This is a genomic window from Streptomyces sp. A1277 (assembly GCF_004795015.1).
Classification (GTDB): Bacteria; Actinomycetota; Actinomycetes; order Streptomycetales; family Streptomycetaceae; genus Streptomyces.
This window is the reverse complement of record NZ_SSBI01000031.1, coordinates 1-22,792: the sequence shown is the minus strand read 5'-3', so window position 1 is coordinate 22,792 and position 22,792 is coordinate 1. Positions and strand designations below refer to the sequence as shown.

General features: G+C 73.7%; 14 protein-coding genes and 1 pseudogene. 10 read left to right on the top strand and 5 right to left on the bottom strand.

What is annotated here, in order from left to right:
- The first annotated feature begins 33 nt into the window (after window positions 1–33).
- The 6 genes from E6R18_RS20935 (at window position 34) to E6R18_RS20910 (ending at window position 12,533) form a co-directional block, all read left to right on the top strand.
- Window positions 34–1,245, top strand: coding sequence for an isochorismate synthase (locus E6R18_RS20935; RefSeq protein WP_136318430.1), 1,212 nt, complete (start codon window positions 34–36; stop codon window positions 1,243–1,245).
- Entirely contained in the window at window positions 1,242–2,906 is a 1,665-nt protein-coding gene (locus E6R18_RS20930; protein WP_136318429.1) for a (2,3-dihydroxybenzoyl)adenylate synthase, read from the top strand. Before E6R18_RS20935 ends, E6R18_RS20930 begins: the two co-directional genes overlap by 4 nt.
- Window positions 2,907–2,937: 31 nt before the next feature.
- Complete coding sequence (locus E6R18_RS20925; RefSeq protein WP_136318428.1) at window positions 2,938–3,570, top strand: isochorismatase family protein; 633 nt, start codon at window positions 2,938–2,940, stop codon at window positions 3,568–3,570.
- Window positions 3,571–3,661: 91 nt separating this feature from the next.
- Window positions 3,662–6,535 (top strand): amino acid adenylation domain-containing protein, encoded by a 2,874-nt coding sequence (locus E6R18_RS20920; protein ID WP_240799800.1) that lies wholly within the window; start codon window positions 3,662–3,664, stop codon window positions 6,533–6,535.
- A gap of 225 nt (window positions 6,536–6,760) precedes the next feature.
- The gene (locus E6R18_RS20915) at window positions 6,761–8,971 is read left to right on the top strand and encodes an AAA family ATPase (RefSeq protein WP_136318427.1); all 2,211 of its coding nucleotides are present in this window, start codon (window positions 6,761–6,763) and stop codon (window positions 8,969–8,971) included.
- 280 nt (window positions 8,972–9,251) lie between these two features.
- Window positions 9,252–12,533, top strand: a complete 3,282-nt coding sequence (locus E6R18_RS20910) for a GH92 family glycosyl hydrolase (RefSeq protein WP_136318484.1) — start codon at window positions 9,252–9,254, stop codon at window positions 12,531–12,533.
- A 57-nt stretch (window positions 12,534–12,590) separates the two neighbouring features.
- Here E6R18_RS20910 and katG read toward each other — a convergent pair whose 3' ends face one another.
- On the bottom strand, window positions 12,591–14,819 hold the full coding sequence (gene katG, locus E6R18_RS20905; protein ID WP_136318426.1) for a catalase/peroxidase HPI: 2,229 nt from the start codon (window positions 14,817–14,819) through the stop codon (window positions 12,591–12,593).
- A gap of 260 nt (window positions 14,820–15,079) precedes the next feature.
- On the opposite strand from katG, the pseudogene E6R18_RS20900 reads away from it, so the two are divergent.
- Window positions 15,080–15,307: pseudogene (locus E6R18_RS20900) on the top strand (hypothetical protein); the annotation flags it as partial.
- Here E6R18_RS20900 and E6R18_RS20895 read toward each other — a convergent pair.
- Window positions 15,304–15,921 (bottom strand): class I SAM-dependent methyltransferase, encoded by a 618-nt coding sequence (locus E6R18_RS20895; RefSeq protein ID WP_136318424.1) that lies wholly within the window; start codon window positions 15,919–15,921, stop codon window positions 15,304–15,306. The pseudogene E6R18_RS20900 and the gene E6R18_RS20895 sit on opposite strands and share 4 nt — an antisense overlap.
- 141 nt (window positions 15,922–16,062) lie before the next feature.
- Between E6R18_RS20895 and E6R18_RS20890 the strand changes: the two genes are divergently transcribed.
- From E6R18_RS20890 to E6R18_RS20880, 3 genes are read left to right on the top strand one after another with little or no spacing between them, the layout of a single operon-like run.
- On the top strand, window positions 16,063–16,815 hold the full coding sequence (locus tag E6R18_RS20890; protein WP_136318423.1) for an ABC transporter ATP-binding protein: 753 nt from the start codon (window positions 16,063–16,065) through the stop codon (window positions 16,813–16,815).
- A 7-nt stretch (window positions 16,816–16,822) separates the two neighbouring features.
- Entirely contained in the window at window positions 16,823–18,190 is a 1,368-nt protein-coding gene (locus E6R18_RS20885; protein ID WP_136318483.1) for an FtsX-like permease family protein, read from the top strand.
- A gap of 41 nt (window positions 18,191–18,231) precedes the next feature.
- A complete protein-coding gene (locus E6R18_RS20880; RefSeq protein ID WP_136318422.1) occupies window positions 18,232–19,455 on the top strand; it encodes a sensor histidine kinase in 1,224 nt (407 codons plus the stop codon).
- A gap of 6 nt (window positions 19,456–19,461) precedes the next feature.
- On the opposite strand, the gene E6R18_RS20875 is transcribed toward E6R18_RS20880, so the two are convergent.
- From E6R18_RS20875 to E6R18_RS34955, 3 genes are all read right to left on the bottom strand, one after another.
- Entirely contained in the window at window positions 19,462–20,127 is a 666-nt protein-coding gene (locus tag E6R18_RS20875; protein ID WP_136318421.1) for a response regulator transcription factor, read from the bottom strand.
- Window positions 20,128–20,173: 46 nt separating this feature from the next.
- Window positions 20,174–22,435, bottom strand: coding sequence for a serine/threonine-protein kinase (locus E6R18_RS20870; protein WP_136318420.1), 2,262 nt, complete (start codon window positions 22,433–22,435; stop codon window positions 20,174–20,176).
- A 186-nt stretch (window positions 22,436–22,621) separates the two neighbouring features.
- The coding region (locus tag E6R18_RS34955) for a carbohydrate-binding protein (protein ID WP_346764993.1) at window positions 22,622–22,792 on the bottom strand (171 nt) is incomplete at its 5' end.

Here is a 22,792-nt window from a genome sequence, read left to right as displayed (position 1 = left end):
GCCCGCAGCCCTCCCCCACTGGAGACCACCACGATGTCTGCCTCACTGCGCGTACCCACCGCCCCGCCCCAGGCCGCCCCACCCCGCGCCCCGTCCCCCGGCCCGGCCACCGCGCTCCTGGACGCCTACCGGCCGGGCGCGGACCGCTTCCTCGCCTCGCCCGGCCGCACCCTGCTCGGCACCGGCACCGCCGCCGAGGTCCCGCACGACGACAGACCGCCCGCCGTCCGCGTACAGGAAGCCCTGGACGCCGCGCGGCGGGCCGGGAACGCGGCGCCGGTCGTCATGGGCTCGCTGCCCTTCGACCCGCGGGCGACGGCCTCGCTGGCCGTGCCGCAAACCGTGCGCCGGGCCCCCGCCCTGCGCGACGACCCGCTCGTCGCCCTGCCCGTGCCGGCCGCCGAGCCCGGCACCTGGCAGACCCGGGAGGTCCCCGCGGCCGCCGGTTACGCCGCGGCGGTGGCGGCGGCGGTCGGGCGGATGCGTGCCGGGGAGTTCGACAAGGTCGTCCTCGCCCGCACCCTGGAGCTGACCTCCTCGCGCGACCTCGATCTGCCCGCCATGCTGCGCCGGCTGGCCCGGCACGACCCGGGCGGCTACACCTTCGCGGTCCCCAGCGGCCCCGGCCGCACCCTCATCGGCGCCAGCCCCGAACTCCTCGTCGCCCGCACCGGCGGCCGGCTCACCGCCAACCCGCTGGCCGGGTCCGCGCCCCGCAGCAGCGACCTCGCCGAGGACGTGCGGCGGGCGGCCGCACTGCTGGAGTCGCCCAAGGACCTCCACGAACACGCCGTCGTCGTCGACGCCGTACGCGAGACCCTCGCCCCGTTCTGCACCGGCCTGGACGTGCCCGAACAGCCCACGCTGGTACGGACGGAGGCCATGTGGCACCTGTCCACGACCGTCACCGGCACGCTGGCGGACCCCGACACCTCCTCCCTCGTCCTCGCCTCCGCGCTGCACCCCACGCCCGCGGTCTGCGGCACGCCCACCGATGTGGCGCGGGCCGTCATCGCGGAGTCGGAGCCCTTCGAGCGGGGCGCGTACACCGGCATGGTCGGCTGGCAGGATGCGGACGGCGACGGCGAGTGGGTGGTGACGATCCGCTGCGCCGAGGCGGAGGGCCGCTCCCTGCGGCTGTTCGCCGGCGCCGGTGTGGTCGCCGCCTCCTCCCCCGAGGCCGAGACCGCCGAGACCGGCGCCAAATTCCGTACCTTCCTCAACGCCGTGGGAGCCGCCCTGTGAGCACCGCACCGCACGAAGACGCACCGGCCTGGCCCGCCGAGTTCGCCGCCCGCTACCGGGCGGCCGGGCACTGGCGCGGCGAGACGTTCACGAGCATGCTGCGCGAGCGGGCCGAGGCCCACGGCGACCGCGTGGCGCTGGTGGACCCGGCGCCCGTGCGCCGCGCCTGGACGTACCGCGAGCTGGACGAGCGGGCGGCCCGGCTGGCGGCCGGCTTCCGGGCGCGCGGGATAGCCAAGGGCGAGCGGGTCGTCGTCCAGCTGCCCAACATCGCCGAGTTCGCCGAGGTCGTCTTCGCCCTCTTCCGGATCGGCGCGCTGCCCGTCTACGCGCTGCCCGCCCACCGGGAGACGGAGATCGGCTACTTCTGCTCCTTCGCCGAGGCCGTCGCCTACGTGATCCCGGACCGGCACGCCGGCTTCGACCACCGCGTGCTGGCGACCGCCGTGCGGGAGCGGACGCCCACCCTGAAACACGTGTTCGTCGTCGGCGACCCGGGCGAGCACACCGCCCTGTCCGACGTGCCGTGCGAGGAGACCTCGGCGCCGGACGACGGCCCGGAGCCGCACGACCTGGCCTTCCTCCAGCTGTCCGGCGGCACCACCGGGGTTCCCAAGCTCATCCCCCGTACGCACGACGACTACATCTACTCGCTGCGCGGCTCCAACGAGATCTGCGGCGTCGACGCGGACACCCGCTACCTCGTCGTGCTGCCCGCCGCGCACAACTTCCCGATGAGCTCGCCCGGCTGGCTCGGCACGCTGTACGCCGGTGGCACGGTCGTCCTGTGCCCGCGCCCCGACCCCGCGACGGCCTTCCCGATCGTCGAGCAAGAGCGCGTCACGATGACCGGCATGGTGCCGCCGCTCGCCCTGCTGTGGACCGAGGCCGCCCCCGGCGCGGAGCAGGACCTCTCCAGCCTGGAGCTGATACTGGTCGGCGGCGCCAAGTACAGCGAGACGGCGGCCCGCCGCCTGGAACCGGCGCTCGGCTGCCGGCTGATGCAGGTCTTCGGCATGGCCGAGGGTCTGGTCAACTACACGCGGCTGGACGACGACCAGGAGACCGTGGTCACCACCCAGGGCCGGCCGATCTCCGACGACGACGAGATCCTCATCGTGGACGACGCCGGACAGGAGGTCGCCGAAGGCGGCTTCGGGCACCTGCTGACCCGGGGTCCGTACACGATCCGCGGCTACTGGCGTGCCCCCGAGCACAACAGGTCGGCGTTCACCGAGGACGGCTTCTACCGTACGGGCGACATCGTGCGCCGCACCCCCAGCGGCCACCTCGTGGTCGAGGGACGGGCGAAGGACCAGATCAACCGGGGCGGCGAGAAGGTCGCGCCGGAGGAGATCGAGAACATCATCCTCGCCCACCCGTCCGTGCACGACGTGTCGGTGGTCGGGGTGGCCGACGCGTATCTCGGCGAACGCACCCTCGCCTACGTGATCCTGCGCGAGGACTCCGGACCGCTCGGGGCGCCGGCCGTGAAGCGGCATGTGCGCGAGCGCGGGGTCGCCGCGTACAAGGTCCCCGACCTGGTCGAGTTCGTCGACGTCTTCCCGCAGACCGGAATCGGCAAGGTCAGCAAGAAAAGCCTCCGCTCCGAATCCGCCCCCGCGTCCGCCGCCGCCTCCGCCTCCGCCGAACAGCACTGAGCCCGCCCCGAGCGGACCGAAAGGCATTCCCATGGCACTCCCCGCCATCGCTCCCTACGCCCTGCCGTGCGCGGACGAACTGCCCGTGAACCGTGTCGGCTGGACCGTCGACCCGGCACGCGCCGTGCTGCTCGTACACGACCTGCAGAACCACTTCCTGAGCGCCTACCGCCCCGGCGTGCAGCCGCTGACCGGCATGCTGGAGAACACGGCCCGCATCCTCGGGGCGTACCGCCGCGCCGGGATCCCGGTCGTCTACTCGACGCAGCGCGGCGGCCAGACCGCCGAGGAACGCGGGCTCCAGCTCGACTTCTGGGGCCCCGGCCTGGCCGACGACCCCGAGGCCCTGGCGACACCGGAGGCAGTCGCGCCCGCACCCGGCGACACGGTCCTGACCAAGTGGAAGTACAGCGCGTTCGCCCGCACCGATCTGGAGGCGCTGATCCGCGAGGGGGGCCGCGACCAGCTGGTGATCACCGGTGTGTACGCGCACATCGGGGTGATGATGAGCGCGGCCGACGCATGGATGCGGGACATCCAGGCGTTCGTGGTGGCCGACGCCGTCGCGGACTTCTCGCGCGAGGACCACGACATGGCACTGCGCTGGGCGGCGGGCCGCTGCGCGGTCGTGACCACCACCGACCTGCTGCTGAAGGAGGTCTGAGCGCCGTGGCCCTCGCACCGGAGCAAATCCGCGCGGACGTCGCCGCACGGCACCGCGCCGAACGGTGCCCGCTGCCGGGGGTGGGTGCCTCATGACGGTCCTGCTCGCCGGCCAGGCGGCCGCGCCGGGGGCGCCGCAGGCCGTGCTCCCGTTGACGGCGGCCCAGGCCGGCGTGTGGTTCGCGCAGGCGCTCGACCCGCTGAGCCCGGCGCAGAACACCGCGGAGTGCCTGGAGATCGACGGGCCGCTCGATCCCGAGGTCTTCGCCGCCGCGCTGCGCCGGGTCGTCGCCGAGACGGACGCGCTGCGCGTGCGCGTGGAGGACGGGCCCGGCGGGCCGCTCCAGCACGTCGCCGCCTCGGTCGGACTGCCGTTGACCGTGCGCGATCTGCGGGAGGTGCCGGACGCGCGGGGGCAGGCGCTGGCGTGGATGCGGGCGGATCTCGCGAAGCCGTGCGACCTGGCGGCGGGCCCGCTGTTCGGGCACGCGCTGTTCCGGGTCGGGGACGAGCGCTGGCTCTGGTACCAGCGCGTCCACCACCTCGTCATGGACGCCTTCGGCCACGCGCTCCTCGTGCGGCGCACCGCCGAGGTCTACTCGGCGCTCGCCAAGGGCACCGACCCAGCCCGACGCCCCTTCGGCACGCTCGCCGGTCTCGTCGCGCAGGACACCGCCCACCGGGAATCGGACGCGTTCGAGGCGGACCGGGCCCACTGGTCGGCCGCCTTCGCCGACCGGCCCGAGGTGCCGAGGCTCGCGGGCCGGGGCGCGCTGCCCTCCCGTACGTTCCTGCGGCGCACCGCCCGTCTGGGCCCGGAGGCCACCGGGCGGGTGCGGGACCTCGCGACGGCGTTGCGCGCCAGCCGGTCCGAGGTGCTGATCGCCGCGCAGGCGCTGTACGTGTCCCGGGCGACGGGCCGCCGCGACGTGGTCCTCGGGCTGGCGGTGACGGGACGGGTCGGGGCTGCGGCGCTGCGGGTGCCGGGCATGGTGGCGAACGTGCTGCCGCTGCGGGTGGCCGTCGAGCCGGAGGCGACCTTCGGTGAGCTGGTGCGCGAGGTGGTGCTCGGGGTCCGCACGGTCCGCCGCCACCAGCGCTACCGCTACGAGGACATCCGCCGCGATCTGCGGCTGTCCGGCGGGAGCAGGGCTCTGGGGCTGTCCGGCGGGAGCAGGGCTCTGGTCGGCCCGCTCGTCAACGCGATGCCGTTCGACCACGACGTGGACTTCGCCGGTGCGCCGGCCCGGGCCCGCAACCTGTCGGCCGGCCCGGTCGAGGACCTGACGGTCCACATCCACGACCGCGCCGACGGCCGCGGCCTGACCTTCGACCACGACGCCAATCCGGCCCTGTACGACGAGGACGCGCTCGCCGCGCACCAGGAACGCTTCCTGCACCTCGTGGAGCGGCTGGCCGAGGCGGGCCCCCGCACCCCGCTCGCCGCGCACGGCATCGCCACGCCCGCCGAACTGGAGCTGGTCACCGACCGGTTCGTCCGCACGGACCGCGAGCTGCCGCCGACGACCCTGATCGGCCCGTTCGAGGCGCAGGCCGACCGCACCCCGGACGCGACCGCGCTGGTGTGCGGGGACGCCTGTCTCACCTACGCGGAGCTGAACACCCGGGCCAACCGGCTGGCCCGCCATCTGCGGACCCTGGGCGCCCGGCCCGGGGCGACGGTGGCGGTGGCGGTGCCCCCCTCGGTGGAGCTGGTCGTCTCGCTGCTCGCCTTGCTGAAGGCCGGGGCCGCCCATCTGCCGCTGGACCCGCAGGACCCGGCGGAGCGGATCGCATACGTGCTGCGGGAGGCGGCCCCGGTCTGTGCCGTCACCGACCGCCCGGACCGCCTGCCCGAGGGCACGGGGACGCCCCGGGTGGTTCTGGCGGGGCTGGACGTCTCCGGACACCTGTGGACCGATCCGCCGCGCCCGCTGACGCCCGGTCACCCGGCCTGCGTCCGCTACCCCTCGGGCTCCACGGGCCGCCCCGAGGGCGTGGTCGTCGCTCACCGGGCGATCGACAACCGGCTGCGCTGGATGCAGGACGCCTGCCCCCTGGGCCCCGGCGACCGGGTGCTGCAGCAGACGCCGTCCTCGTCCGACGCGTCCGTGTGGGAGTTCTTCTGGCCGCTGCGCGCGGGCGCGGCGCTCGTCGTCGCCGGGCCCGGAGAGCACGAGGACCCCGGCCGCCTGGCCCGGCTGATCCGCGAGCAGTCCGTGACCGCCTGCCACGTCACGCCGTCGGCGCTCCGGGCCTTCCTGGCCGACGCGGATGCCGGCCGGTGCGCGGGGCTGCGTCACGTGTTGTGCGGCGGCGGGGCACTGCCCCGGGAGACGGCGCACGCCTTCGGGCGCACGCTGCCGCACGCCGCCCTGCACCAGGTGTACGGGCCGGCGGAGGCCGCCTGCGGTGTCACCTTCCACACCTGCGCCCCGGACGGCGCCGGTCCGGTGCCGATCGGACGGCCCGCGTGGAACACCCGGCCGTATGTGCTGGACGACGCGCTGCGGCCCTGCCCGCCGGGGGTGCCGGGAGAGCTGTGCCTGGCCGGCCGGCAGCTGGCCGACGGCTACCTGAACCGCCCGGAACTCACCGCCGCCCGCTTCGTCGCCGACCCCTTCGGCCCGCCCGGCGCACGCATGTACCGCACGGGCGACCTGGCGCGCTGGACCGAGGAGGGCGAGCTCGAACACCTCGGGCGCGCCGATGCCGGTGCGCGGCCGGCGACGGGCTTCCGTGAGGAGGCGCTGACCGCGCTGTTCGCGGACGTGCTCGGGGTGACGGCGGTCGGCCCGGACGACGCGTTCTTCGACCTGGGCGGGACCTCGCTGCTCGCGGTACGGCTGGTGGCGCGGGTGCGGGAGGAGTTCGGCGCTGAGCTGACGGTCGGCGCGCTGTTCGAGGCGTCCACCCCGGCGGCCCTCGCCGCCCGGATCGACGCGGCGGACGTCGCCTCCGCCTGACCGGCCGCCTCCACGCCCGGCTCCGGTCAGGCGGGCCCCGCGCCACCACGGCTGCGAGGCGTCCTCCCGCATAAGAAGAATCCCCGGTCCGCAATTGCGGACCGGGGATTCTCGCGAGTATATTGAGGGATTCTGTGCGCACACAGAAAAGGCCCCACACCAGGGGCCACTAAAAAACACCTTAGCCGTCAGGGAGCAATTTTGTCAACTCGGGAAAGTGCCGAATTGCAGAAGGAGCAGGAATTCATCGACCGGCTCTACGACCGTGTCGACGTGCTGCGCGGCGTCGCCGCTCAGCGGGTCCAGGACGCCCTGACGCCCGTGGGCACAGGGCAGCAGGCCCGGCTCGAACGCGATGTGCTCGTCTCCGAGCGCTCAGGTCTGCTCGCCGCTCTGAACGCGGTCGACGGTTCGCTGTGTTTCGGCCGCATCGACCTCTCGGACGGCGTCGCGCACCATATCGGCCGCATCGGAATCCGCGAGGACGACACCGCGCACACGCCCATGCTGATCGACTGGCGCGCCCCGGTCGCCCGGCCCTTCTACCTCGCCACCAATCACACCCCGATGGGTCTGCGCAGGCGCCGGCACATCACCACCGAGGGCCGCGCGGTCACCGAGTTGCACGACGAGATCCTCGATGTGGGGGACCGGGAGCGCACCGGCTTCGAGGACCCGAGCGGGGACACCGTCCTGCTCGCCGCCGTGAACTCCGCGCGCACCGGCCGCATGGCCGACATCGTGCGGACCATCCAGGCGGAGCAGGACCGCATCATCCGCGCCCCGCACCGCGGTGTCCTCGTGGTCGAGGGCGGCCCCGGCACCGGGAAGACCGCGGTGGCGCTGCACCGGGCGGCGTTCCTGCTGTACGAGCACCGTGAGCTGCTGGCCAAGCGCGCCGTCCTGATCGTGGGCCCCAACCCGGCGTTCCTCAGCTACATCGGCGAGGTGCTGCCCGCGCTCGGCGAGACCGGCGTGTTGCTCGCCACGCAGGCCGAGCTCTTCCCCGGGGTCCACGCCCGCGGCACCGACGCCCCCCGCGCCGCCGCGGTGAAGGGCGGCGCGGCGATGGCCGAGGCGCTGGCCCTGGCCGTGCGCGACCGGCAGCAGCTGCCCGAGCCCGGTGCGCCGGTGATCGTCCCGCACGACGACGGCGACCTGATCCTGGACTGGGAGATCGCCTACGAGGCCCGGCAGGCCGCGCGCGACACCCGGCTGCCGCACAACCTCGCCCGGCCGCACTTCGCCTTCCGGATCATCGACGCCCTGACCGCGCAGCTCACCGAACGCATCGGCGCCGACCCGTACGGCGGTCCCAACTTCCTCGGCCCCGACGACATCGCCCAGCTCGGCAAGGGCGTCGCCGTCAGCCGGGAGGTGCACGCCGCCATCGACGAGCTGTGGCCGCCCCTCACCCCGGAGGGCTTCCTCGCCGACTACCTCGCCGAGCCGGTCTACGTACCGGAGGCGGACGCCGAGGCCATCCGGCGCGCGCCCGGCGAGGGCGGCTGGACACCGGCGGACGTGCCGCTGCTGGACGAGGCGGCTGAACTCCTCGGCGTGGACGACAGCGCCGAGCGGGCGGCCGCCGAGGCCGAGCGGCAGGAGCGGATCGCGTACGCCCAGGGGGTGCTGGAACTGTCCAGGGGCTCGGAGTCCTTCGAGTTCGAGGACGAGGAGTCGGAGCTGCTCGCCGCCCACGACATCATCGACGCCGAAAGGATGGCGGAGCGGCAGGAGGAGGCCGACCACCGCAGCGCGGCCGAGCGTGCCGCCGCCGACCGGACGTGGGCGTTCGGGCACATCATCGTGGACGAGGCGCAGGAGCTGTCGCCGATGGCGTGGCGGCTGCTGATGCGCCGTTCCCCGACCCGGTCGATGACGCTGGTGGGCGACCCGGCGCAGACCTCGGAGGAGGCGGGGGTCGGCTCCTGGAAGGAGATCCTGGAGCCGTACGTGGGCGACCGGTTCGAGCACGTACGGCTCGGGGTCAACTACCGTACGCCCGCCGAGATCATGGAGTTGGCGGCGAAGGTGCTGCGGGTCGAGGACCCGTCGTTCGAGCCGCCCGGATCGGTGCGGTCCACCGGTGAGGTGCCTTGGGTCCGGGACGCCGGGGACGACCTGGCGGGTGCGGTGGCGCGGGCGGTCGCGGAGCTGACACCGGAGGAGGGGCGCCTCGCGGTGATCGCGCCGCGTGAGCTGCACGAGGAGATCGCCGCCCCGCTGGACGGGGTCGCGGCCGGTGCCGAGCCCGATCTGACCCGCACGGTGGTGCTGCTCGGCCCCCGGCAGGCCAAGGGCCTCGAATTCGACCATGTGCTGGTCGTGGAGCCCGGCCGGTTCGGGACCAGCGACCTGTACGTGGCGCTGACGCGGGCCACGCAACGGCTGGGGATCGTCCACCGGGAGGCGCTGCCCGCGTCGCTGCGCTGACGTTTGCGGGCAACCATGTCCGCGGGCCGGGCTGTTGGATGGGGACAGCCCGGCCGGACGAACGGATTCCGGGGAGCCTTGACACCCCGGAGCGGCAGGAGGAGCATCCTCACGTCGTTGACAACGTTGTCGGGACGACGCCGTTCCGCTGCGGTCACGGCGCACGCCTCCCGTCGCGTTGACCGTCCGTCACATACGAAGGGCAGGAACGGTGCCACAGACGCACAACCGTCGAACGCACACCGGTGTCCGGGCCGTCGGCTCCGTCACGGCCGCCGCCATGGCCGTACTGGGGCTGGCGGTCTCGGCCGCCCCCGCATCCGCGTCACCCGGCAAGAACACCGTCCGTAACCCGGTCGCGTACGTCGATCCGCTCATCGGCACGTCCAACGCCGGCAACACCTACCCGGGCGCGGTGCAGCCGTTCGGCATGCTGGCGTGGAGTCCGCAGAACTCGAAGGGCAAGCAGGTCTCGACGCCCGCTCCCGGCGGCTACCAGTACGACGCGAAGAAGATCCGCGGCTTCAGCCTCACGCACCTCAACGGCGTGGGCTGCTCCGGCGCCAACGGCGACATCCCGATCATGCCGTACGTGGGCGACGTGGACTCCTCCCCCACCTCGGACACCGCCGACGCGAAGTACGCGAGCGACTTCTCGCACGACGACGAGACGGCATCGGCCGGCTACTACGAGGTCGGCCTGGCCAGTGGCGCGTCGGCGGCGCTCACCACGACCGCGCGGACCGGGTCGGGGCGGTTCGGCTTCCCCGCCGGCAAGCCCGCCAGCATGCTCTTCCGCACCTCCAACTCGGAGACCGGCAGCACCGGTGCCACCGTGCACGTCAACCGGGCCGAGCGGACCGTGACGGGTTCGGTCACGGCGGGCAACTTCTGCGGGCCGCAGAGCGCGAACAACCGCAAGGACCTCTACACACTGTACTTCACCGCCCACTTCGACAAGCCCTTCGCGAAGGTCGGCACCTGGAAGGACGGCACGCTCTCCCCCGGCTCCACCTCCGCCTCCGGCGGTACGGGCTACAGCGCCTCCGGCAACGCCGTGGAGGGCAAGGGCTCCGGCGCGTACATCACGTTCGCGGACGGGACCACCGAGGCCCGCGCCAAGGTCGCCGTCTCCTACGTCAGCCAGAAGAACGCCGAGGCCAACCTCCGCGCCGAGAACGGGCCCGGCAGGAGCTTCGACGCCGTCAAGCGGCAGGCCACCGCGAACTGGAACAAGGCGCTGAAGTCGATCGAGATCGGCGGCGGCACCGAAGCCCAACGCACCACGTTCTACACCGCGCTCTACCACTCCATGCTGGAGCCGACCCTCACCAGTGACGTGGACGGCCGCTACCTCGGCGCCGACCGCGAGCCCCACCGGCTCGCCAAGGGGCAGAAGGCGCAGTACGGCACCTTCTCCGGCTGGGACCAGTACCGGGCGCAGGTGCAGCTCATGGCGCTGCTCAACCCGAAGGCGGGCAGCGACTACGCGCAGTCCCTCTTCAACTACGCCAACCAGCGCGACGGCGAGTGGGACCGCTGGCTGCTGGAGAACGGCAAGACGAGCGTGATGTCCGGCGACCCGTCGGATGCGGCGCTCGCGGGGATCTACGCCTTCGGGGGCCGTGACTTCGACGTCAGGGGCGCGCTGAAGTCCCTGGTCCGGGCGGCGACCGTGCCGACCGCGAACGACTCGGACAGTGCGGGCTGCAACGTCGAGTGCGTGGGCCAGCGTCCCGCCCTCGACAAGTACCTTGAGCTGGGCTACGTACCGGCGGACAACTGCCACTGCTGGGGCGGCGCGGCCGAGACGCTGGAGGACGCGGCGGCCGACTACGGCCTGTCGGAGCTGTCCCGGCAGCTGGGCCGGACGGCGGACGCGAAGAAGTTCCTGGACCGGTCGGGCAACTGGACCAACGTCTTCGACGCCAACGCCACCGAGGACGGCGGCTACATACGCGACCGGAAGTCCGACGGCAGTTGGGCGGGCACCTTCACACCCGGTACCGGCAGCGGCTTCGTCGAGGGCACCAGCGCCCGGTACACCTGGATGGTCTACTCGGACGTGGCCGGTCTGGCGGGCGCGATGGGCGGCAACGAACGCGCGACGGAGCGGCTCGACGCGTTCTTCCGCACCCCGGGCGGAAAGTTCGACTTCTCGGCGAAGGACGCCACGCGCTACGACCCGACGAACGAGCCGGACATCAACGCGCCCTATCTGTACAACTACTTCGGGGCCCCGTACAAGACGCAGGAGACGGTCCGGGCGGAGCTGGACCAGCTGTGGACCGACGGTCCCGGCGGCATCCCGGGCAACGACGACGCGGGGACGATGTCGTCCTGGTACGTCTTCTCGGCGCTGGGCATGTACCCGCAGAACCCGAGCCGCGCCGATCTGACGCTCACCGCCCCGCTGTTCCCGCACGCGGTGGTCCACACCGGGCACGGCAGGACGATCACGGTCGACGCGCCCGCCGCCTCGGCCGACCACACGTACATCCACGGCCTGAAGGTCAACGGCCGTACGTCCACGAAGCCGTGGGTCCCGGACTCGCTCGTCGCCCGGGGCGGCCGGCTGGACTTCACCCTCGGCACGACGGCCGACACCACCTGGGGCGGCGCGCCGGCCGACGCGCCGCCGTCCTTCCCCGGCGGCGGGCTGAAGTACTTCACGGGTGCCTCCCCGGACCAGCTGAAGGCCGAGCCGGGTTCCGAGGGCACGCGGACGGTCGTCAAGGTGCAGAGCCTGGAGACGAAGGCGACCACCGTGCACTGGACGGCCGAGCCGCCGGCCGGGGTCACCGTCACCCCGTCCGAGGGCGACTTCACCGTGCCGGCGCGCGGTGCGGCGCAGGCGAAGCTCACCGTGTCGGCCGGGGCGGACACCGCCGAGGGCTACTACACGGTCCCGGTGACGCTGACGTCATCGACGGGTCAGGAACTGCCGAAGACGTCGGCTGCGGTGACGGTCGCCGAGCGCGACAGCCTGCTGTGGAACCGCAACAGCACCGGGATCTCGGCGGACGACGAGAACCCGCAGGCTAACTTCGACGGTGAGGGCTGGAGCTACTCGGCCGAGGCACTGGCCGCGGCGGGCGCGGAGCCGGGCGGCACGGTCTCATCGGGCGGTTTCGACTTCGCCTGGCCCCAGGTGCACGCCGGTGACCCGGACAACATCGAGGTGGTCGGCTCGGGTCCGCAGGTGCTGAACGTCCCCTCCGCGCAGGGCGACACGAAGATCGCCTTCCTGGGGAGCGCGGCCGAGGGCGAAGCTTCGGGGACGGTGACGCTGACGTACACCGACGGCACCACGCAGCAGGCGGAGATCGGCTTCAGCGACTGGACGCTGGGCGGCGGCACGCAGCAGCCGTCGTTCGGCAACACGGTCGCGGTGCACACCGGATACCGCGATGTGCAGGGCGGCGGGAAGGACCCGGTGGGCACCGAGCTCTTCGCCACCGCGCCCATCACGCTCCAGGCCGGCAAGCGGCTCGCGAGCGTGACGCTGCCGAGCAACACGGAGGGCGGGATCATCCACGTCTTCGCGGTGGCCACCGCCTGACGCACCCCCCGCAACCGTTCGGGCCGGCCCCGCGTGGGGCCGGCCCGTACGCCGTGCTCAGACCAGGTCGAACCGGTCCAGGTTCATCACCTTGTCCCAGGCGGCGACGAAGTCGCTCACGAACTTCTCCTTCGCGTCGTCGCTCGCGTAGACCTCGGCGACGGCGCGCAGTTCGGAGTTGGATCCGAAGACCAGGTCGGCGCGGGTGCCGGTCCACCGGACCTCACCGGTGGCGTCGCGGCCCTCGAAGGCGCTCTGGTCGTCGGCGGTCGACTTCCACGTCGTCCCCATGTCGAGCAGGTTGACGAAGAAGTCGTTGGTGAGGGTCCCCGGGGCGTCGGTGAACACGCCGTGCGAGGTCTGCTGGTGGTTGGCGCCCAGGACGCGCAGACCGCCGACGAGGACCGTCATCTCGGGCGCGCTCAGGTTCAGCAGGTTCGCCCGGTCGAGCAGCAGGTACTCGGCGGGCAGCCGGTTGCCCTTGCCGAGGTAGTTGCGGAAGCCGTCCGCGACCGGCTCCAGCTCGACGAAGGACTCCACGTCGGTCTGCTCCTGCGAGGCGTCGACGCGGCCCGGGGTGAACGGGACCTCGATGCCGGTGCCGGCCGCCTCGGCCGCCTTCTCGATCCCGGCGGCGCCCGCGAGGACGATCAGGTCGGCGAGGGAGACCTGCTTGCCGCCCCGCTGCTCGGAGTTGAAGGTCTCCTGGACGGACTGGAGAGTGCGCAGGACGCCGGCGAGGCGGTCCGGGTCGTTGACCTCCCAGCCGTTCTGCGGTTCGAGGCGGATGCGCGCGCCGTTGGCGCCGCCGCGCTTGTCGCTGCCCCGGAAGGACGAGGCGGAGGCCCAGGCAGTGGAGACCAGTTCGGACACCGACAGGTCCGTGGCGAGGACCTTCTCCTTGAGCGCCGCGATGTCCGCGGCGTCGATCAGCTCGTGGGTGCGGGCCGGCAGCGGGTCCTGCCAGATCAGGGTCTCCTCGGGGACCTCGGGGCCGAGGTAGCGGACGACCGGGCCCATGTCGCGGTGGGTCAGCTTGTACCAGGCGCGGGCGAAGGCGTCGGCGAACGCGTCCGGGTTCTCGTGGAAGCGCCGCGAGATCTGCTCGTACGCCGGGTCGAACCGGAGCGAGAGGTCGGTGGTCAGCATGGTCGGGGCGTGGCTCTTCGACGGGTCGTGCGCGTCGGGCACGGTGCCGGCGCCGGCCCCGTCCTTCGGCCGCCACTGGTGGGCGCCCGCAGGGCTCTTGAACAGCTCCCACTCGTAGCCGAACAGGATGTTGAAGAAGCTGTTGTCCCAGGTCGTCGGGGTGTCCGTCCAGATGCCTTCGAGGCCGCTGGTGATGGTGTCGCCGCCCTTGCCGGTGCCGTACGTGCTCTCCCAGCCGAGGCCCTGGCGCTCCATCGGGGCGGCCTCGGGGTCGGGGCCGACGTGGTCGGCGGGACCGGCGCCGTGCGTCTTGCCGAAGGTGTGGCCGCCGGCGATCAGGGCGACGGTCTCCTCGTCGTTCATCGCCATCCGGCGGAACGTCTCGCGGATGTCGCGGGCCGCGGCGATCGGGTCCGGATTGCCGTTGGGGCCCTCGGGGTTGACGTAGATGAGGCCCATCTGCACCGCGCCGAGGGGGTTCTCCAGCTCCCGGTCGCCGGTGTAGCGCTCGTCGCCGAGCCAGGTGGTCTCGGGGCCCCAGTACACGTCCTCGTCGGGCTCCCAGGCGTCCACGCGTCCGCCGCCGAAGCCGAAGGTCTTGAAGCCCATGGTCTCCAGGGCGACGTTGCCGGTGAGGACGAGGAGGTCGGCCCAGGAGATGTTCTTGCCGTACTTCTTCTTCACCGGCCACAGCAGGCGGCGGGCCTTGTCCAGGCTCGCGTTGTCCGGCCAGCTGTTGAGCGGGGCGAAGCGCTGCTGGCCGGAGCCGGCGCCGCCGCGGCCGTCGCTGATGCGGTAGGTGCCGGCGCTGTGCCAGGCCATCCGGACCATGAAGGGGCCGTAGTTGCCGAAGTCGGCGGGCCACCAGTCCTGCGAGGTCGTCAGCACCTCGGCGATGTCCCGCTTGACGGCGGGCAGGTCCAGGGCGTTGAAGGACTCGGCGTAGTCGAAGTCCTCGCCGAGGGGGTTGGCCACGGCGGGGTTCTTGGCGAGGATCCGCACGTTGAGCCGCTCCGGCCACCACTGGCGGTTCCCGCCGCCCTGCGTCGGGTGCGGCGCGCGACCGTGCGCGACGGGGCAGCCGCCGGCCTCCTCCGACTTGGGGTCGGTGACGATCGCGTCGTGGTTCTCAGTCATGGATTTCCTTCCGGACGGGCGGATCACGGCGCTCCGGGACTGCGGAGGGTGAAGCGGCCGGACCCGTCTCGGCCCTGGTGTCGTCCTGCCCTGGCTTCGGCCGGAACCGATCCTACGATGGACCTAGTCCAAGTCAATACGGCACACACCCTGGAATGGATCAGTGCCCGGCCCGCTCCGGATGTCCGACCGCCGCCGTATATTGCCGCGAAGGAACGCCAGTGCGACCGGGGGATCAGCACGATGCGATCGGGCGGGGCGGGAAGTGGCTGGTGCTGGACCTGTCGTCGCGCATGGGACCGGCCTGCGCCGGCCAGACGGACCCCGCCTGCTCGTCCCGGCGGGGCGACCGGTGGTTCTGCCGGGCGGAGACGTCGGGCTGGAAACCGATCGCCCGGACGACGGCCGGCGGCTGCGGGGACGTACAACGGGTGGAACGCGCCTTCCCGTCCGCGCTGTGCGCGACGTTGGAGCCGTTGTCCCGCTAGGGAGTGTCCGGCCGGCGGTGGACGCTGACGGCGTAGCCGCCGCCGTCGTACGGGGAGGCGTCCCACGTCGCGAAGCGGTCGGCCGGGACGAGACCGGAGGCGGCGCAGCAGTCGTCGTACTCCGCGAGCGTGAGGCCGGGCTCCACCGGCAGGTGGGCGGCGTCCAGGCCGAACCCCGCGACCAGCAGGCCGCCGGGGCGCAGGGCCGCCGACAGGCGCCGGACGACGGTGGCCTCGCTGCCGGGGGCGAGCAGCGCGAAGACGTTGCCCGCGGCGACGACGAGGTCGAAGCCCGGCTCGATGCCGAGGGCGGCCGGGTCGAACGCGGCGAGATCGGCCCGGAACCAGGGCAGTTGCGGTGCCTGCTTCCGTGCCACGGCCAGCATCGACGGGTCGACGTCCACGCCGACGCAGTCGTATCCGAGCTCGGCGAGCCGGATCGTGACCCGCCCGGTGCCGCAGCCGGCGTCCAGCACGCGCGCTCCTGCGGGCACGAGTGCGGAGCAGAACCGCGCCTCACCGTGCATGTCCTTGCCGCTGCGGGCCAGGGCCGCGAAACGGGCGGCGTAGTCCTCCCCCGACGTGTCCCCGGTCAGCTCGGTCCAGCGGTTCATGTGGCCCACTGTAGACGGGGCAGGGAGCTGCCCGGAGCGGGGGCGGGGCTCGCGGCCCCGGCCATGGTTCGGTTTCCCGTACCCCCGATCCGGGGGCAGGCATGATCGATCCGGGCGGCCCGCCCGCGCAGGATGGGGGACATGGCTGAGACAGCGACACACACCGGGACCCAGGCCGCCGTCCGGGCGCAGGACCTGCACCGCGAGTACGGGCGGGGCACCGCCGCCGTACGGGCGCTGCGCGGAGTATCGGTGGAGCTCGCCCCGGGTACGTTCACCGCGGTGATGGGGCCGTCCGGCTCCGGCAAGACCACCTTGCTGCACTGCCTGGCGGGGATGGACCGGCCCACGCGGGGCTCCGTCCGGTGGGGCGATACGGAGGTGTCCCGGCTGCCCGAGCGGCGGCTGGCGGAGTTGCGGCGCGGGCGCGTCGGGTTCGTGTTCCAGGCGTTCAACCTCATGCCGGCGATGACGGTCGAGCAGAACGTCGAGCTGCCCGGCCGGCTGGCCGGTGAGCGGCCAGGACGGGACCGGGTGCGGGACGCGCTCGCCCGGGTGGGGCTTGCCGGGCGCGAGCGGTCCCGGCCGGGGCAGCTGTCCGGTGGACAGCAGCAGCGGGTGGCGGTCGCCCGAGCGCTGGTGTCGCGCCCGGAGGTGCTGTTCGCGGACGAGCCGACCGGGGCGCTCGACCGGGCCACGGGGCGCGAGATCCTGGATCTGCTGCGCGCCGGGGTGGACCAGGAGGGGCAGACCTGCGTGATGGTGACCCACGATCCGGTGGCCGCCGCGTACGCGGACCGGGTGCTGCTGCTCGCCGACGGTCTGCTGGTGGACGAGCTGGTACGGCCGACCGCCGCTCAGGTCGGCGAGCGCCTGAGCCGTCTGGACGGCTGAGCCCGTGATCGTCCTGCTCGCTCTGGGGCGGATACGACGGCAGCCGGCGGCCTTTGCCGGTCTAGCGGTCGCGCTCCTCCTCGCCATCGCCACGGTGACGCTGTTCGGTTCGCTGTTCGCCACCGGCCTCGCGACGCCCACGGCCGCCCGGAACGCGGTCCACGGGCCCGGTCTGATGGTGATCGCCGGTGCCTTCGGGGAGATCGCGGTGCTCGTCGCGTTCTTCGTAGTGGTCAACGCGCTGGGCTCCGCGCTGCGTCAGCAGCACCGCGAGCTGGCGCTGCTGCGTACCGTCGCGGCGACGCCCCGGCAGGCGCGGCGGCTGGTCCGTGGCCAGGTAGTCGTGGTCTGCGTGCTGGTGACGGTGCCGGGCTGGGCCGGGGGCGCGGTCGCGGCCCGTCTCCTCCTCGCCGAGCTGCAACGGCGCGGGATGGCGGCGCCGGGTGTCGGGGTGCCGTGGACACCTGTGCCGATGCTGGTCGCGTCGGCCGCCGCGTTCGTCGTCGCGCTGGTGGCATCGGCCGTCGCGGCGCGGCGTGTCACCCGGCTCGCGCCAGCTGCCGCGCTCACCGCGGACTCGACGGAGCAGGGGCGGACGGGCGTGGTGCGGCTGCTCGCCGGAGCGGGTGCGCTGGTGGGCGGCGGGTTCCTGCTGCGGCTGGCGGCGACGCGGCCGTCGGGTGAGCTGGACAAGGCGGGGCAGGCGGCGCTGCTGGGCTCGCTGGTGCTGCTGATCGGGGCCGCCCTGGCGGGGCCGCTCGCGGGCCGTGTCCTGGCGGGCGTGCTGGGTCTGCCGGTACGGGCCCTGGCGCCCCGTACGGGCTGGCTGGCCGACGCCAACCTGCGTGGATACGCGCGGCGTCTTTCGTCGGCCGTGGTGCCGGTCGCGCTGCTCGTGGGCCTGTCGGGCACCATGACGATCATGACCAGCACCGCCGAGCACGCCACGGGCGCGGCCACCGGCAGCGTCACATCGGACACGGATGTCTGGCTCCGGCAGGCCGAGCTCGCCCTGCTCGTGTGTTTCGCGGCCGTGTCCACGGTCAACACCCTGGTCGCCGTGACCGCCGAGCGGCGCCGCGAGTTCGCCCTGCTGCGGCTGGTCGGCGCCACCTGGTCGCAGCTGATGCGCATGCTGACCGTGGAAGCGGTGCTGACCGCCGCGGTGGGTGTCCTGCTCGGCGCGGCGGTCGCGGGCGCCGCGTCGGCGGCCTTCAGCATCGCGGTGACCGGGTCGGCGGTGCCGTCCGTCCCGGGTGGTGCCGGGTGGCTCGTCGCGGGCGCGGCGGCACTGACCGCCCCGGTGATCCTGGGCACGGGTCTGCGGGCGGTGCACGGTCCCGCGGCGGAGCAGGCGGGCGGTGCCCGTGACTGAGCGCGGCGAGGGCGCGGCGGCCGGGGCGCCCGGGGGCGTGCATGGCTGAGCGGCGCCGGTACTTCCGCGTCCGGGGCGGCGAGTGGGTCTTCGCCGTCGCCGGGCTGCCGCTCGCCCTGATCGGCGGTGTCTACGCGCTGGCCGTGCTGTACGCGGGCGTGCTGCTCTCGCTCACGGTGCTCGGCCTGCCGTTCGTGGTCGCCGCGCTAGTGGGTGCGCGGGGTATCGGCACGCTGCACAGGCGGCTGACCGCGCGGTTGCTCGACGAGCCGGTCGAGCCGCCAGGCCGTTTGCCGCGTCCGAAAGGGGCGCTCGCCCGGGGCCGCGCGGTGCTGACCGACCCGGTGGCCTGGCGGACGCTGCTGTATCTGGTGCTGCGGCTGCCGCTGGGTGTGGCGGGCTTCGTCGTGGCCGTGGTGCTTCCGTTGGGCTGTGTCTGGCTGACCGGTTTTCCGCTGTGGGGTCGCCTGCTGGAGCCGGGCGCGCGGCCCGCCGTGTGGCTGGATGCCGTGGCGGCCGTGCTGGGCCCGGTGCTCCTGTGCGCGGTGCCCGCTGCGCTGCGGGCGCTGAGCGGGGCGAGCCGGTGGCTCGCCCGGTCGTTGCTCGGCCCGGCCCGCGCCCAGCGGCGGGTCAGGGAGCTGGAGAGCGCCCGCGCCACCCTCCTGGTGGGGAACAGTGACCGGCTGCGCCGTCTGGAGCGCGATCTGCACGACGGCACCCAGGCCCGGCTGGTCGCCCTGGCCATCACGCTCTCCCTGACGGAGGACGCGCTCGCCCCCGCCACCGGCCCGGACCTCGGGCGGCTGCGCTCCCTGCTGCGCCGGGCCCGCGACCAGACCGACGAGACCATCACCGAGCTGCGCCGGCTCACCCGGGGCATCCACCCCGTGGCGCTGGACGGGGGTCTCGACCAGGCGCTGCCCGCCCTCACGGCCACCTCGTCGGTGCCGGTCACCGTCCGCCTGGAGCTGCGGGAGCGCCCGGACCAGGTGATCGAACAGGCCGTCTACTTCTGCGCCGCCGAGCTGTTGACCAATGTCGCCAAGCACAGCGGTGCCCGCTCGGCCGAACTCACGGCGCACGCGTCCAACGGCCGTATCCGGCTGACCGTACGCGACGACGGCCGGGGCGGGGCGGCGCTCGGCGCGGGCACCGGCCTGACCGGGCTGGCCGAACGGCTCTCGGCGGTGGACGGGACGCTGCGGACCGACAGCCCGGCGGGCGGCCCCACCACGGTCACCGCCGAGCTGCCCACGCGCGTATGACAGCGGTCAGGTCGCGCCCAGCCCCAGGTAGGCCAGGACGGCCTTCACCCGCCGGTTGTCGGTGGCCGTGGCCCGCAGTCCGAACTTGGTGAAGACGGCGGCGACGTGCTTCTCCACCGCGCGTTCCGACACCACGAGCCGGGTGGCAATGGAGCGGTTGGAGTGTCCTTGCGCCATCAGCTCCAGCACGTCGCGCTCGCGCGCTGTGAGGGCGTCCACCCGGTCGCGCTGCCCGCCTCGCATCAGCCCGGTGACCACCTCCGAGTCGAGGGCCGTGCCTCCGCCGGCGACCCGGTGCAGGGCGTCCACGAGGTCGGAGGTCCGGGCGACGCGTTCCTTCAGCAGATATCCGATGCCCGCAGCGCCGCCGGCCAGCAGCCGGGCGGCCAGGGCGGTCTCGATGTGCTGGGAGAAGACCAGGATGCCGGTCCCGGGCGTCCGCTCACGGATCTCGACGGCCGCGCGGATGCCCTCGTCGGTGTGTGTGGGCGGCATCCGGATGTCCACCACGGCCACATCGGGCCGGTGCTCGGCCACCGCCGCGAGCAGTTCGGGGGCGGTCCCCGCGGTGGCCGCAACCTCGCAGCCACGGGCGCCGAGCAGCTCGACCATGCCGTCGCGCAGGACGACGGAGTCCTCGGCCAGGACCACGCGCAGTCGCCTGTTGATCACGCCTTCATTATCGGGCCCGGCGCCCGCGGTCACGTACCCGCCCGCGTCAGCCCGGCTTCGGCGGGTTCTGCGCGTCGAAGGCGAAGACGGTGTTCCGAGCCGCCGCCACGATCACCGCACGCCCCGCGACGGTGACGCGCGGGCTCGCGCCCTGCTGGCCGGTCAGTCCGTCGGCCTGCGGACCGGTCGTCCACAGGGACGTGCCGTCGGTCGGCGACAGCGCGACGACCCGGCCGGTGGCGGAGCTGAAGTACAGCACCCCTTCTCCCGCCACGGGGCCGGACGCGCCCTCCACGCTCGTCTGCCGGGACCACTTCTTCCGGCCGGTCGCGGGGTCGAGCGCCGTGACGAGACCGGTCTGCCCGCTCACGTACACGGTGCCGTCCGCCATGCCGGGCGTTCCGCCGTACGTCGTGGCCAGGCGGGAGTACGCGGCCTTCCCCGAGGCCGGGTCGACCCGCACCACCGCGTCGTAGCCGGTCAGTGCCGCACCCTCCCAGTGCTCCCGCAGGAGGACGAGCCTGCCGTCGGCGACGCCCATCGGCACGGCGGGGCCGTCGACCGCGATGGCCTCGCCCCAGGCTCCCGTGGTGCGGTCGACCGGGTACAGGGCGGGGTGGCGTACGGACGAGGCGGCCAGCTCCGCGTCCGTCACGCACATCGCGTAGAGCCGCGCGCCCACCGGGACGGGTGCACACTGTTCGCCGGCGGGGAAGGACGTCGTCCAGGCGAGGTCGCCGCTGTGCGCGTCCCGGAACTCGAGGGCGGAGTCGGAGGGGTCGACGGACACCACGTCGTTGCCCAGCAGCACGGCGTCCCGCGTGCGGCCCGTGATGGCGGTCGACTGGCCGCCGACCGGCACGGACCACAGCTCCCGCCCGCTGTCCGCGTCGACGGCGACCACCTCGGTGGTCGGGTCCTGCGGGGCGTCCTGGGCGGCGAAGCGGTAGCCGAGCACCGTGTCGTCGGTGGCGCCCACCAGGTGCATGCCCTGGACGGGGATGCCGGGGCTCAGAGCCGTCCACGCCCGGGAGCCGTCCACGGCGCTGATCCGGGCCGCGACGACCCCGCCGCCCCCGCAGAACACCGCGTCGCCGTGCGTGACGCACCGCAGCTCGTCGGGGATGTCCGGGCGGCCGCCCGCCACGGTCTCGCTCCAGGGCTTGAAGCCGTCCGGCAGCGCGGCCCCCGGCGCCGCGGCGGCGGCGCCGTCCTCGGTGTCGTTCCCGCCGAAGGCGCCCGCCTGCAGCGCGGTGACGCCCGCGCCGATCGCCGCCACGGCGACGGCGGCGGCGAGCACGGGCCGCCAGCGGCCCCGCAGCCGCCGGCCGATCGCGGTGCGGGAGCTTCCGGAGCCGTCATCGGCGCTGCCGGTACCGGCCGCGTCCGTGGCGGGGCCGTTCGGTGCGGGAGTGTCGCGCGTCGCGAGGTGGTGCTCGGTGAGGACGTCGCGGGTGCGGCTCACAGCCGCCCCCGGCCCGTCCGCCGCGCTCCCGCCCAGCTCGGCCGGCAGGTCCCGCAGCAGTTCGAGGAGTTCGTCCGCCGAGGGGCGGCCCTCGGGCTCCTTGCCCAGGCACGGCTCGACGACGGTACGCAGCGCGGCCGGCACGGCGTCCAGCGACGGTTTCTCGTGCACCACCTGGTACGCGGTCAAGTACGGGCTGTCGGCGTCGAAGGGCCCGCGCCCCGTCGCCGCGTAGACCAGCAGCGTCGCCAGCGAGAAGACGTCGGACCGCGGCCCGACGCCCCTGGGCGCCTGCAACTGCTCCGGCGACATGAAGGGCGGGGTGCCGATGACGCGTCCGGTCATCGTGAGTGTCTGCTGGTCGGCGGCGCGCGAGATGCCGAAGTCGATGACGCGCGGCCCCTCGGCCGACAGCACGACGTTCGAGGGCTTGAGGTCACGGTGGACGACGCCCACCCGGTGGATGTCGCGCAGCGCCTCCGCGAGACCGATGGCGAGGTTCCGCAGCCCGGCTCCGCCCAGCGGGCCGTCGTCGGCGATGCGCTGCGCGAGCGTCGGTCCCTCGATGTAGGTCGTCGCCATCCACGGCTGCTCGGCCTCGGGGGCGGCGTCGACCACGGCGGCGGTGAACGCCCCGCTCACCCGCCTCGCCGCCGCGACCTCCTGGCGGAAGCGGATGCGGAATTCGCTGTCGCCGGCGAACTGCTGGTGGATCAGCTTGATCGCGACGGGCCGCCCCGAACTCGTACGGGCCAGGAAGACGGTGCCCATGCCTCCCGACCCGAGCCGCGCCTCAAGCGGATAACCACCGATCTCCGCCGGATCGCCTGCGCGCAGCGACACTCTTCCCGACCTCTCGTCCCCCGGGCACCTCTGCCGCCACGGGCCTGCGTATCTGTCCTGGACACAAACTAGCCGCAGGCCGGTCCGGCAGAGCAAAGCGGGTGACATCCCGGTCAGGCGCCGGGAGATGTGCCGGGCGGGGCCGGCGCGCACCCGCGCACCGGCCCCGCCCGCCCAGGACGGCGTTCAGCAGGCTCCGAGGTCCTGCCAGACCCCCCACTCACCCGTGCTGCCGGGCGTCTCGTTCTGAGTCCACCACTTGGCCTTCCAGGTGTGGCCGCCGTACGAGACGGTGTCGCCGCCGGTGTAGACGGCGCCGCTGTTCCACGCCCCCGTGGCGCAGCTGCCGCCGGTGGG

Coding starts and splice junctions, on each gene's coding strand:
- E6R18_RS20935 (WP_136318430.1), top strand. CDS start 34: ATGTCTGCCTCACTGCGCGTACCCACCGCCCCGCCCCAGGCCGCCCCA.
- E6R18_RS20925 (WP_136318428.1), top strand. CDS start 2,938: ATGGCACTCCCCGCCATCGCTCCCTACGCCCTGCCGTGCGCGGACGAA.
- E6R18_RS20920 (WP_240799800.1), top strand. CDS start 3,662: ATGACGGTCCTGCTCGCCGGCCAGGCGGCCGCGCCGGGGGCGCCGCAG.
- E6R18_RS20910 (WP_136318484.1), top strand. CDS start 9,252: ATGGCCGTACTGGGGCTGGCGGTCTCGGCCGCCCCCGCATCCGCGTCA.
- katG (WP_136318426.1), bottom strand. CDS start 14,819: ATGACTGAGAACCACGACGCGATCGTCACCGACCCCAAGTCGGAGGAG.
- E6R18_RS20895 (WP_136318424.1), bottom strand. CDS start 15,921: ATGAACCGCTGGACCGAGCTGACCGGGGACACGTCGGGGGAGGACTAC.
- E6R18_RS20890 (WP_136318423.1), top strand. CDS start 16,063: ATGGCTGAGACAGCGACACACACCGGGACCCAGGCCGCCGTCCGGGCG.
- E6R18_RS20880 (WP_136318422.1), top strand. CDS start 18,232: ATGGCTGAGCGGCGCCGGTACTTCCGCGTCCGGGGCGGCGAGTGGGTC.